The sequence below is a fragment of the Bradyrhizobium sp. USDA 4011 genome (assembly GCF_054063415.1).
In genome coordinates, this window is sequence record NZ_JBSSGG010000001.1 from 3,614,185 (window position 1) to 3,626,421 (window position 12,237).

8 protein-coding genes are annotated in these 12,237 nt (G+C 63.4%); 1 reads left to right on the forward strand and 7 read right to left on the reverse strand.

Annotated features, from left to right (window positions below; genetic code table 11):
- Positions 1-3,759, reverse strand: a complete 3,759-nt coding sequence (locus ACVW1C_RS16890; RefSeq protein WP_456759388.1) for a VCBS domain-containing protein — start codon at positions 3,757-3,759, stop codon at positions 1-3.
- Positions 3,760-4,353: 594 nt separating this feature from the next.
- Here ACVW1C_RS16890 and ACVW1C_RS16895 point away from each other — a divergent pair.
- Positions 4,354-5,106: a transglutaminase-like cysteine peptidase gene (locus tag ACVW1C_RS16895; protein WP_456759389.1), complete on the forward strand. Its 753-nt coding sequence runs from the start codon at positions 4,354-4,356 to the stop codon at positions 5,104-5,106.
- A gap of 120 nt (positions 5,107-5,226) precedes the next feature.
- Here ACVW1C_RS16895 and ACVW1C_RS16900 read toward each other — a convergent pair whose 3' ends face one another.
- From ACVW1C_RS16900 to ACVW1C_RS16925, 6 genes are all read right to left on the reverse strand, one after another.
- Positions 5,227-6,426 carry an ABC transporter substrate-binding protein gene (locus ACVW1C_RS16900; protein WP_456759390.1) on the reverse strand — a complete coding sequence of 400 codons (1,200 nt, stop codon included), beginning with the start codon at positions 6,424-6,426 and terminating at the stop codon, positions 5,227-5,229.
- An 80-nt stretch (positions 6,427-6,506) separates the two neighbouring features.
- Entirely contained in the window at positions 6,507-8,345 is a 1,839-nt protein-coding gene (locus ACVW1C_RS16905; RefSeq protein ID WP_456759391.1) for an AMP-dependent synthetase/ligase, read from the reverse strand.
- Positions 8,346-8,501: 156 nt separating this feature from the next.
- A complete protein-coding gene (locus tag ACVW1C_RS16910; RefSeq protein WP_173640269.1) occupies positions 8,502-9,281 on the reverse strand; it encodes an ABC transporter ATP-binding protein in 780 nt (259 codons plus the stop codon).
- Between the two features lie 10 nt (positions 9,282-9,291).
- The gene (locus tag ACVW1C_RS16915) at positions 9,292-10,050 is read right to left on the reverse strand and encodes an ABC transporter ATP-binding protein (protein ID WP_456759392.1); all 759 of its coding nucleotides are present in this window, start codon (positions 10,048-10,050) and stop codon (positions 9,292-9,294) included.
- Positions 10,047-11,198, reverse strand: coding sequence for a branched-chain amino acid ABC transporter permease (locus ACVW1C_RS16920; protein ID WP_456759393.1), 1,152 nt, complete (start codon positions 11,196-11,198; stop codon positions 10,047-10,049). The genes ACVW1C_RS16915 and ACVW1C_RS16920 overlap by 4 nt, the downstream gene beginning before the upstream one ends.
- A 9-nt stretch (positions 11,199-11,207) precedes the next feature.
- Positions 11,208-12,083 carry a branched-chain amino acid ABC transporter permease gene (locus tag ACVW1C_RS16925; protein ID WP_456759394.1) on the reverse strand — a complete coding sequence of 292 codons (876 nt, stop codon included), beginning with the start codon at positions 12,081-12,083 and terminating at the stop codon, positions 11,208-11,210.
- Positions 12,084-12,237 lie beyond the last annotated feature (154 nt).

The window sequence follows — 12,237 nt, forward strand, 5'->3', positions numbered from 1 at the left end:
TCACGTATAATGAATGATGAAGTCGTTCTGGGACAGACTCGCCTTCGAGATGTTGTGCAACGTGATTGTGTCCGCACTGTCGACCGTGATCAGCGTATCCGCCGAATTCGTCGGCGACGTCGTCACATTCTGATCGAACCAGCTGCTGAAGGTGCTCGTCGAGACGACGGTGGACAGGTCGATCTGGTCCTGGCCCGGCGTGAAGTTCAGGATCGTGTCGTGATTGAAGTTCGGCGCAAACACGAACTTGTCCTGATAGCCCGATCCGAAGAACACGTCCTTGTCGCCGGTGCCCGTCAGCGTCACCGGCTGAGACGGATTTTGCTGGACGTTGAAGATCAGGTTGACCGTATCGCTCGCGCCATGGCCGTCGGTCACGGAGAGCGCGATCTTGTCGGTCGCCGGCGGCGTCTGGCCCGGGTCGTAGACAAGGCCCGGCGACCCGAGTGCGGTGTTGATATCCGGCAGATGGCCGAGCAGCACCGTCGGCGCGACGCTGCTGCCCGAACCGGGGTTCGTCGCGGCCGCCAGGGTGAAGTTCTCGTTGGCGCCGGCATCGACATCCGTCACGGTCAGGCCGGAGATCGTTTCGGTCCCATTGGGATTGTCGGTAATGCTGATGTTGTCGGCATGGATCACCGGCGCGTCGTTGGCGCCGACGACATCGACCGTCAGCGTCGCAGTCCCGGTCGCGCCATGCGCATCGATGGTCTCGACGGTGAACGTATCGGCATAGGTGCCTTTGGCCAGCGCGTTGATCGCGGCGGCGTCGGGAACGTAGCTGTAGGTACCGTCCGGGTTGACCGTGAGCGAGCCGTAGAGGCCCGCGATCGGCGAGTTGACCGCGACGTGGTTCGCATTGAGGGCGGCATAGGTCAGCGTCGCGGTCTCGCCATCGTCGACGTCATGGCCGTGCAGCGCTCCGGTGAGCGGGCTGAACGTGTCGTCAGCAGCGGTATCGGTGAGCGTGCCGGCGTTGACGTCAGCCAGCGTCGGCGCGTCGTTGGCGCCGTCGATCGTGATCGTCACGGGCGTGGTGATGACGCCGCCGTGATGGTCGTCGATCTGGATCGTATAGGTCAGCGTCAGCGTCTCGCCGGCGGCGAGATAGTCGAAATTCTGGTCCGCGGCCGAGAAGGTCCAGGCCTGCGATCCATTCACATGGCCGGTCGAATCCGTGAGCGTCCCCAGCGACAGCCAGTTCAGGATGGTGGACTGGTCCTCGGGCAGGCCCGCGGTCGCCCCGGATTCGGTCACGCCGGTGATGGATACGGTGTGAGTATCGCTGAGATCGACGTCGGCGAACGCCACCACGCCTTGGGCCACGTCCGGCTTGGTCGAGCCGGTCTCGCCGATCGCCTCGGGGATCGAGGTGGTCGACGGTTCCGATGTGAATGTCGGGGTGTCGTTGGTGCCCGTGATGGTGATCGTGACGGGCTGGGTGACGACGCCGCCGTGGTGGTCGTCGACCTGGATCAGGTAGGTCAGCGTCAGCTTCTCGCCGGCCGCCAGATAGTCGAAATTCTTGTCGGCGGCCGAGAACGTCCAGGCATTGGATCCGGTGACGCCGCCGGTCGTATCCTTCAACGTGCCGAGCGACAGCCAGCTCAGGATCGTCGCCTGATCGGGGAGCCCGGTGGTCACGCCCGTTTCGGTAACACCGGCCACGGTGACGCTGTGGGTATCGCTGAGATCGGCATCGGTGAAGGTCACGGTGCCGGACGCGCTGTCCGGATTCGCCGAACTGGTCACGCCCTCGGCCTCGGTGATGGCCGCCGCCTGGGTCGGCGAGGTGATCACCGGCTTGTCGTCGGTGCCGGCGATCGTGATCGTGACGGGGACCGTGACGACGCCGCCATGATGGTCGTCGATCTGGACGGTGTAGATCAGCGTCAGCGTCTCGCCGGCGGCGAGATAGTCGAAACTCTTGTCGGCGGCCGAGAACGTCCAGGAGCGCGATCCTATCACGCCGTCGGTCGAATCGGTCAGTGTGCCCAGCGACAGCCAGCTCAGCATGGTGGCCTGGTTGGGAATTCCGCCCGTGAAGCCGGTCGCGGTGACGCCGGTGATGGCGACCGTGTGCGTGTCGGTCAAATCCGCATCGGTAAACGTCACCGTGCCATGCGCCGTATCGGGCGAGGCGGAATTCGTCGTCCATGGCAGCTCGGTGATCGAACCGGCCTGCGCCGGGGACGTCACGACCGGCGTGTCGTTGGTGCCGGTGATCGTGATCGTGATGGTCTTGAATGCGGTCTCGTTGCTCGGCGCGTAGTTGTTATCGACGCGCACCATGTAGGTCAGCGTCAGCGTTTCGCCGGCGGCGAGGAAGTCGAAGGCGCCGTCGGCAAGGCTGTAGGTCCATGTCGCCGAGCCGATGTTGCTGTTCAGCGGATTGGGGTCGAGCAGTACCGGGACCTCGACGGCCGCGATCGCCGCCTGTTCCGCCGCCGTCAGCGACGAGGTGACGTCGTTGCCGCCGGCATCGCGGTAGCTGAACGTGCTGAAGTTGACGGTTGCAGTCGGCTTGTCGCCGAGATTGACGTCCACCCAGGTGATCTGGCCTTTCACCGTGTCGGGCAGCGCGCTGTGGGTCAGCCCCGCCTGTTCGGTGATCGCCCCATTCTGGGTCACGACATGCGGCGCCCCGGCAATGTGGTCGGACTTGATGGGAGCGGGCTGCGATCCGGGATTGTTGGTCAACCCCAGCAGAAAGCTGATCGGCACGATGGCATCGCCGGCCGCGAGCTTGAAGCCGATCGTGACCGGGATGACGCTGTCCGTGAAGTTCGTCGTGAGCTTGGTGTTGGGATTCGAATTGTCGGTGAACTTCAGCGCGAAGACATCGGAGATCAGCTTCTGCGCATCGGTCGACAGTTGCGCCGACGACACGAAGCTGACGCTGCCCTGGCCGTTGACGATGGTCTGGGTGCCGGCCTGATCGACGGTTGCGATCGGATTGAGCGTCGTCTTGTCGAACAGGATGTAGGAGCCGGTGGAGCCGTCGGGCTCGACCAGCACCTGGAATTTGGCCGGCGGCACGCCGCCCGCACCCTGGACGTCGAAATCGATCTCGACCAGCACCGCGGTGCCGCGGATGCCCATGGTCGCAACCGGCGTATCGACCTTCATGTCGCCATGCTTGGCGGTCGCGCCGGCAACGAACGAGATCGTGCCGGACACGAGGCTCATCAGCGAGGAGTTGCTCGACCCGTTCGGGTCGTAGACCATCTCGTTCAGCACCATCTTGGCATTCGGTCCGAGACCGAACACGGTGCCGTCGATGAAGGTGATGCCGAGCGTCGAGTCGCCGCCGGATTGCACCACGTCGCCCTTGTAGACGTTGTCGCCCTGGTTGAGGACGACCGAGACGCCGTTGCGGACCGCGGTGGCGCTGCCCGCCAGCTTGGTGACGTGGCCGATGACCTTCGCCGGTTCCACCGCGCCGCCGGCCTGGGCATATTGGGTGTGGCCGGTGAGCACGTTGACGAGGTCGCCGGTGAGATGCGCGCCTTCAGGCGACGCCAGGGCCGCGCGTTTCTCGCCCTTGAAGTAGTCGTGCAGGACGAGTTCCCGGTCGTCCTTCGAAATGACGAGATCGAGCCCGGTCCGCTTGAAGTCGCCGGTGAACAGCAATTGCCCGTCAGCGACGGTGATCGCGCCGGACGGAGCATGCGCGGAAACGCTGTCGACTTGCACCGATCCACGGGCATAAGCGTCCGCATTCGGCAAATGGCCGTCGAATTTCTCGACAAAGTTCACTGCGGATCACCGCACGAGGGTTAATATTGGTAGAATATCCGAATGATTTCGTCTGCATATCATCGGATAAAGCTTCGCGAAACCATCCTGTGCTTTCGCAAGGTGCTCTGATTGCGCGGTTTGACTGGGTGTGACTTGGCTCACGCTCTCATGAGTCGTGTAGTTCTGACTTAATTGACGGTACCATGAGATGGGATTTAAGCCAAGATGGGTGGTGAGCCACGTATTCGTGGTATTAACTGGCATTTCTCTACTTGCCTTTATTTCCCCGCAGCCCCGAGAGGGCATTTGACCCCAATTTTCCGGCTAAAGCTGTGACCTGGCTTACAAATCGCAGCTATCCCGTGCGCGGACCGGCCGGGCTAACCAGAGGGCAACGATGAGGCGTTTTTCGGTGGAAAAAGGTTCGCCGGTTCGTTTCACAAACCGGTAAAGTTTTCGGGACCCGGACCACACGCCGTTTAGCCTCCTGCCCGGTTTGCCCACATCTTAAGTCGATTCGAAGGGATCGTTGGCCATGCTGCCGGCATGAAACGATCCGGTCGCGTGCGCGGTGCAGTATCCACCCGTCGATGAGCGGACAGGGGGTGTCACATGGGTAACTCGCTTCGCTCGTTTGCGCTGCGCGCCGTCATGCTGGGCTTCGGCCTGGCCTTGGCCGCGCCAATTGCCGAGCTCAATGCCGCCTCGGTGCTTTCGCCCGGCCCGGCAACACTGCTCAGAAAATCGACCGAGCCGTTCGGCCTGGCGACCAGCCTGCTTGCCGGCGGCGGCCTGCGCGACAAATGGCTCGGCGTGCAGCGCCAGCTTGCCGACGAATTGGTGCAGCTCGCAGCCTGCGAGCGCGACCGCGCAGGATGTGCGTCGCTGGAGGCGCTGCGGTTCCTGGCGATCGTCGATGCCGGTCGCGCGCGCACCGGCCGCGCCCGTTTCGGCGAGATCAACCGCGCGATCAATCTGGCGATCCGCCCCGGCAGCGATCTCGCGACGTATGGCGAGCCCGACGTCTGGGCCACGCCGCTCGCCACCTTTGCCCGCGGCAGCGGCGATTGCGAGGACTATGCGATCGCGAAATTCGTGGCGCTCGGCAAGGCCGGCGTCGCGCCGGAAGATTTGCGCATCGTCGTGATGCATGACCTGCTCGGCGGCGGGGACCATGCCGTGGTCGCGGCGCGGCTCGACGGTCATTGGCTGACGCTCGACAACCGCCGCATGGCGATGATCGAGGACGCCGACATCAGGCGTTTTCGGCCGACCTTCGTGATCGACCTGAACGGCGTCAGCCGTTATGTCGCTGCGCCGCCCGTCGCCGAGGCCGCGTGGCGGCCGGCGGCGGCGGTGAATTGAGCACGACAATCAAGTTACCTTTGCGTCATTGCGAGCGAAGCGAAGCAATCCATCGCTCCACGGAGGGATGGATTGCTTCGTCGCTCTGCTCCTCGCAATGACGGAGTTGTGGACCGCCCCTCAGAACATCAAATTATCCTTCACCAGCACCCAGCGGCCGCCCTTGACCTGCTGCACCTGGGTGATGGTGTTGGCGAGATGATCGGTTTTGGAGAACTTGGTCGGCGGCGAGTTGAAGATGTCGAGGAACTTGTCGCCTGACTCCAGCGCGTCGAGCATCTTCTGGCCGGTGAGATCCTTGCCCGCCTTCTGCGCGTAGAAGGCGAAGGTCATCACCGCATTGTAGCCGATGATCGCCTGCGTGTTGGCCTCGCTGTTGAACATCTTCTTGTAGTTGATGAGCCAGTCCTTCACCTTGCCCTTGGCGGTGTCCTCGTAGGGAATCTCGAAGCCCGAAGCGGCGTAGAGGCCTTCGACCGCTTCCTTGCCGAGCGCCGGCACTTCGAGCACGTTGGTCGGCGTGGCGCCGAGGAAGGTGACGTCCCAGCCGAGCTTCTTCGCCTCGTTCATCGCGCCGATGGTCTCGCGGATCACGGTGCCGAGCACGACGAGGTCGCAACCGTCGGACTTCATCTTGGCGACCTGCGCCGAGAAGTCGGAGGCGCCGCGCTTGTAGCTCGTGACCGAGGCCGGCTGCACCTTCATCGCGGCGAGCTGCTGGGTGAAGCCGTCGAGCACGTTCTTACCGTACTCGTCGTCCTGGTGCATGATGCAGGGCTTCTTGAAGTTCTTCCACTCCATCATGTATTTGATCGCGGCGCGCGTGCTCTCGACATAGGGCAGCAGGTTGTTGAACTTCAGCCGCTCCTGCGGCTTGGCGGGATCGAACTTGAAGGTGAATTCGGCGGCGGTCAGCGGGAACAGCTGCAGCACGCCGGCATCGAACAGGATGTCCTGCGCGGCGAGCACGGTCGGCGAGCCCATCGGGCCGATCATCGCGAACACCTTGTCGCGCTCGACCATCTTCTGCGAGGCCAGCACGGCCTTCTTCGGGTCGTAACCATTGTCCTCCAGGATCATCTTGATCTTGCGGCCGTTGATGCCGCCGCTGGCGTTGATTTCCTCAACCGCCATCTTCATGCCGTTGGACACCGGGACGCCCCAGACCTTGATCGGGCCGGACAAATCCTGATGCGTTCCGATCACGATCTCGGTCGGCGAGATGCCTTCATTGGTGACCTTGGTCTGGGCCGCGGCCGGCAGACAGGTCAGCGCCAGCGCGCTCACCGCAAGGCCCAGCGCCTTCAGCGATTTCGACATTGCAGTCTCCTCCTTACATGGCCCATGTTGAGCGAAGGGTCGGGCCTGCTCGCTCCTTCGCCGCGTCCGTCGTCGTCCGGCTACGCAACCGCCCGCGCGCCATACATGGCGTCGATCTCGGCCGCGTAGCGCTTGTTAACGAAATTGCGCTTCAGCTTCATGGTCGGCGTCAGCTCCTCGTCCTCGGGCGTGAGCTGGCGCTCGATCAGGTAGAATTTCTTGATGGTCTCGACGCGCGCGAACTTCGCGTTGACCGCCTCAATCTCGCGCTGGATCAGGTCCTGGATCTCGCGGGCACGGCACAGGCTCGCGTAGTTGGTGAAGGGGATATCCCGGTCCTGGGCGTATTTCTCGACATTCTCCTGATCGATCATGATCAGGCAGGTGAGATACGGCCGCTTGTCGCCGATCACGACCGCATCGGAGACGTAAGGCGAGAATTTCAGCTGGTTCTCGATCTCCGACGGCGTGATGTTCTTGCCGCCGGAGGTGATGATGATGTCCTTCATCCGGTCGGTAATCTTGACGTAGCCCTCATTGTCGATCGTGCCGACATCCCCGGTGTGCAGCCAGCCTTTCGCGTCGATCGTCTCGGCGGTCTTCTCCGGCTGGTTGAGGTAGCCCATGAACAGGAAGTCGCCCTTGATCAGGATTTCGCCCTTCGGGCAGATCATCACCTCGCCCCAGGGCGCGGCCTTGCCCACCGAGCCGAGCTTGATGCGGTCCGCCGGCATCATGGTCGCGACGCCGCAATTCTCGGTCTGGCCGTAGACCTCGCGCATGTCGATGCCGAGCGCGAGATACCAGCGGATCAGATCCGGCGAAATCGGTGCCGCGCCGGTCAGTGCGATCCGGCAGCGGTCGAGCCCGAGCATGCGGCGGATGTTGCGGAACACCAGCCAGTAGGCCGCGCGGTTGGCGAGCCGCAGCGACAGCGGCGGCGTCTCGCCCTCCAGCCGGCACTCGGTCATCCGGTTGCCGATCGCAAGCGCCCGGGCGTACATCCAGTTCTGGAACGGGGTCGCGTCCTTCAGCGCGATGGTGATGCCGGAATAGAACTTCTCCCAGATCCTCGGCACCGCGAGGAATGCAGTCGGCTGCACCTCGCGCAGATTGTCCGGTACCGTCTCCGGGCTCTCGGCGAAATTCATCACCGAACCCAGCGCGAGCGAGATGTAGTAACCGCCGACCCGCTCGGCGACATGGCAGAGCGGCAGGAACACCAGCCGCTCCTCGCTGTCGGTCGAGGGGTAGAGATCATTGGCGTGGCGCATCTGGTGCGTGACGCTGCGGTTGGAGTGCATCGCGCCCTTGGGCGGGCCCGTGGTGCCCGACGTATAGACCAAAATCGCGAGATCGGAGGCGGTGCGGCTGCCGGTCATTTCATCCCACAGGGCGTCGTTGCCCTGCGCATGATTGCGGCCGAGCGCTGTGAATTCGGCGAGCGAGAGCACCATCGGATCGGAGAAGCCGGAGAGGCCCTCCATGTCGAACACGACGATCTTTTCCAGCGTCGGACAGCGCGACCGGCAGGTCAGCACCTTGTCGAGCTGCTGCTCGTCCTCGACGAAGATCGCCCGCGTGCGGGAATCATTGACGAGGTATTCGACCTGCGCCGCCGAATCGGTCGGATAGATGCCGGAGGACACGCCGCCGGCGCACAGGATGCCCATGTCGGCATAGACCCATTCCGGCACCGCGTTGGCGATGATCGAGGCGACGTCGCCGGGACGGAAGCCGGTCGCATGCAGGCCGAAGGCGATGTCCCTGGATATCTGCAGCCATTCGCGCCAGCTGGTCGGCTGCCAGATGCCGAACTTCTTCTCGCGGATCGCGGGCCTGTCGCCACGCGTTTGCACCGCGAGCAGAAAGCTCCTCGCGATCGTGTCGGCAACCGTCAGCACCGCTGGTCCTGCCATGCGCGCTCCCTCCTCTGCCGCTTGCCTCACCCGCCGGCTCGAATGCCGGTCTTGTTCGCGAAGCAGGCCCGAAATCTAGCTCCAACTCGCTCTCAGCGCCAAACCTTCCTCGGCCAACTTTAGTCGACGGCAACCTTCGTCAACGCCGATCTGAGCTCAGCGCCACGTCTTCTTCTTTTTCCAGCGCCGCTCACCCCGCGCGCCCGCTTCCTTGGCGCCGAGGTAGAACTCCTGGATATCGGGCGAATTCAACAGCCGCTCGCAGGTGTCGTTCATGACGACGCGGCCGATCTCCAGCACATAGCCGTAATGCGCCGTCTCCAGCGCGATCTTGGCATTCTGCTCGACCAGCAGGATCGACATGCCCTGCTCCTCATTGACGCGGCGGATGATGGTGAAGATCTCCTTCACCAGGATCGGCGACAGCCCGAGCGACGGCTCGTCCAGCAGCAGCAGCGTCGGCCGGTTCATCAGCGCCCGCCCGATCGCAAGCATCTGCTGCTCGCCGCCCGAAAGCTGTCCGGCCGGCTGGCCGAGCCGCTCCTTCAGCCGTGGAAAATAGCCGTAGACGCGCTCGAGGTCCTGCGCCACACCGTCGCGGTCCTTGCGCAGATAGGCGCCCATCATCAGGTTCTCGCGCACCGACAGGAACGGAAACACCTCGCGTCCTTCCGGCACGTGGCTGAGGCCGAGCCGCACGATCCGGTCGGCCTCCATGCGCTGGATCGGCTTGCCGAGGAATTCGATCGACCCTTTCTGCGGATCGAGGATGCCGGAGATCGTCTTCAAGACCGTGGTCTTGCCGGCGCCGTTGGCGCCGAGCAGCGTCACGATCCGGCCGCGCGGCACCTCGAGGCTGATGCCGCGGATCGCCATGATCGGCCCGTAATAGCTCTCGATGTTGGAGAGTTTCAGGATGATGTCTGCTGCGCTCATGGCATCATCCTCATGCGCCGAGATACGCTGCGACGACGTCGGGGTGGTGCTGCACCTCGGACGGCGAGCCCATCGCCAGCACACGGCCGTAGTTCAGCGCGATGACGCGGTCGGAGACGCGGTTGACCAGCGTCATGTCGTGCTCGACCATCAGCACCGTGATGCCGAGCTCGCTCTTCATGTCGCGGATCCAGAACGACATGTCGTCGGTCTCCTCGACGTTGAGGCCGGATGACGGCTCGTCGAGCAGGATCAGCTTCGGCTCCGAGCACAGCGCGCGCGCCAGCTCGATCACCTTGCGCACGCCGTAAGGCAGCCCCGAGATCAGCTTGTCGCGGTACGGCTCGAGATCGAGGAATTCGATCACCTGCTCGACCCGGCGGCGATGCGCCTTCTCGCCGGCCCGGACGCTCGGCAGGAACAAGAGCTCCTGCCAGAGCCGGGTGGTGGAATGGCGGTGGCGGCCGACCAGCAGATTGCTCAGCACGGTCGCATTCTCGAACAGCTCGATGTTCTGGAAGGTGCGCGCGATGCCGAGCCTGGCGATGTCGTAGGCCGGCTCCTGCGTGATGTCCTGATCCTCGAAGAAGATCTTGCCCGAGGTCGGCGGATAGATCCGCGAGATCAGGTTGAAGATCGAGCTCTTGCCGGCGCCATTGGGTCCGATGATCGAGAGGATCTCGCCCTTCTCGACCGCGAAGCTGACGGCATCGACCGCCTTGAGGCCGCCGAAATGCAGGGACAGGTTCTCGGCGCGGAAATAGCTCATCGGTTCCGCTCCGATTTCACATAGATCTTCTGCCGCTTGAAGGTCGCGCGCTTGTACAGCGGGAACAGCTGGAAGAAGAGCTTGATCTTGAGCCAGCGGCCATAGAGCCCCAAGGGCTCGAACAGCACGAACACCACGATGATGATGCCGTAGATCGCGCCCTTCAGCCCGTTGGCGGAGGCAAACGCCGCGACCGCATCCTGGATGTGGCCCGCGCGTTCCGTGCCGGCGCCGAACGTGGCAGCGACGCCGCCGATCACGCCAGGCATGTCGTCCTTCAGGTAGGTCAGGAACGGATCGATCATGACCAGGAAGATCGCGCCGAGCACCGCGCCGTGCAGGCTGAAGGTGCCGCCGATCAGGATCACGATGATGAACTCGATCGAGAGCTGCAAGGTGAACATCTCGGGCGAGATGAAGGAGAGCTTGTGGGCGAACAGCACACCGGCAAAGCCGGTGATCGCCGCCGAGATCGCGAACGACTTCACCTTGTAGAGCGCGACGTTGATGCCCATGCTGCGTGCGGCGGTCTCGCTGTCGCGGATCGCGACGAAGGCGCGCCCGGTCGGCGAGCGCAGCAGATTGAGCGTGCCGACGATGGTCAGCACCAGTACCGCGAGGCAGAGATAGTAGAAGGTCGGGCCATCGCGCGACACCGTGGTGCCGAGCAGCTGAATGGTCTTGACCCGCATGCCCTCATTGCCGTGGGTTACGCTTTCCCAGCGCGCCAGGATTTCCTCGACGATGAAGGCAAACGAGATCGTCGCGATCACGAGATAGATGCCCTGCAGGCGCAACGCCGGAAATCCGACCAGCGCGCCGACCACGCCGGTCAACAGCCCCGCCGCGAGGAAATAGACCGGAAACGGCACGTTGAATTGCTGCAGATAGGCCGCGGTGTAGGCACCGATGGCAAGAAACGCGGCATGGCCGAGCGAGGCCTGCCCGGTGAAGCCGGTCAGGATCATCAGCCCGACGCCGACGGTCGCATAGATGCAGACGAAGACGAGCTGGCTCATCAGATAGCTTGAGAGCAGGTAGGGCGCGATCAGCAGCACCGCCAGCAGCAGGCCGTAGGAATAGATATAGCCGGAATGCGGGAACAGCCTGATGTCGTCTTCGTAGTCGGTCTTGAAGAGAAACCGCATGCTTCCTCCTCAGACCTTCTTGCGGACGTGAAGGCCAAACAGGCCCTCGGGCTTGAGCAGCAGCACCGCGAGCAGCACGATATAGGGCGCGACGTCCTTCCATCCCTGCGGCAGATAGAAGCCGGCCATGCTTTCGATCACGCCGATCAGGACGCCGCCGACCACCGCGCCCGGGATCGAGCCGAAGCCGCCGAGCACCGCGGCCGGAAACGCCTTCAGACCCAGCACCAGGCCGACATTGGAATGGATGAAGGTAATCGGCGCCAGCAGCACGCCGGCGCAGGTCGCCACCGCCGCCGAGATCGCCCAGACGATCGAGACCACGCGCTTGACCGGGATGCCCATGTAATAGGCAGCCAGCATGTTCTCGGAGCTGGCGCGCATCGCGGTGCCGAGCATGGTGCGGTTGAAGAACAGATAGAGCAGCGCGCACAGGATGACGGTCGCCGCGATCACCGACAATTTGTCATAGGCGAGCACCAGGCTGCCGATCCTCAAGACGCCCTGGCTGAACGGCGTTTCGATCTTGAAGTCGTCGGTGCCCCAGATCATGCCGGCGACCGAGCGCAGGAAATAGCCGAGCCCGATCGTCGCCATGATGATGGAGAACTGCGGATAGCCGAGGATCGGCCGCACCACCAGCCGCTCGGCCAGCATGCCGAACAGCGCCATGCAGATCACCGCGCCGGCGAAGCCGACCCAGTAATTCAGCCCGAGCATGCCGATGAAGGTGAAGGCGAAAAAGCCGCCCAGCATCATCAAATCGCCTTGCGCGAAATTGACGACCTCGGTTGCCTTGTAGACCAGCACGAAGCCGAGCGCGATCAGGCCGTAAACGCAGCCGAGCGCGATGCCGCTGACGAGCTGCTGAACAAAGTCCAGCATCGTTCCCTCCCCGATGCCCGGCGATTCTTCCCGATCGCTCGTTGCATCCCGCCTTCGCGCCCTTGTGTCGGAAGCGCTGAAAGCTGCCTATGTCCGCCCCGATTGAGCCAAAAGGCCCGATCCCTGTCAACAAACCGCTGATCCGGCTGTATCA

Excerpts from the sequence above, each read along its gene's own strand:
- ACVW1C_RS16900 (WP_456759390.1), bottom strand. The coding sequence starts at position 6,426 with ATGTCGAAATCGCTGAAGGCGCTGGGCCTTGCGGTGAGCGCGCTGGCG.
- ACVW1C_RS16920 (WP_456759393.1), bottom strand. The coding sequence starts at position 11,198 with ATGCGGTTTCTCTTCAAGACCGACTACGAAGACGACATCAGGCTGTTC.
- ACVW1C_RS16905 (WP_456759391.1), bottom strand. The coding sequence starts at position 8,345 with ATGGCAGGACCAGCGGTGCTGACGGTTGCCGACACGATCGCGAGGAGC.
- ACVW1C_RS16915 (WP_456759392.1), bottom strand. The coding sequence starts at position 10,050 with ATGAGCTATTTCCGCGCCGAGAACCTGTCCCTGCATTTCGGCGGCCTC.
- ACVW1C_RS16895 (WP_456759389.1), top strand. The coding sequence starts at position 4,354 with ATGGGTAACTCGCTTCGCTCGTTTGCGCTGCGCGCCGTCATGCTGGGC.
- ACVW1C_RS16925 (WP_456759394.1), bottom strand. The coding sequence starts at position 12,083 with ATGCTGGACTTTGTTCAGCAGCTCGTCAGCGGCATCGCGCTCGGCTGC.
- ACVW1C_RS16910 (WP_173640269.1), bottom strand. The coding sequence starts at position 9,281 with ATGAGCGCAGCAGACATCATCCTGAAACTCTCCAACATCGAGAGCTAT.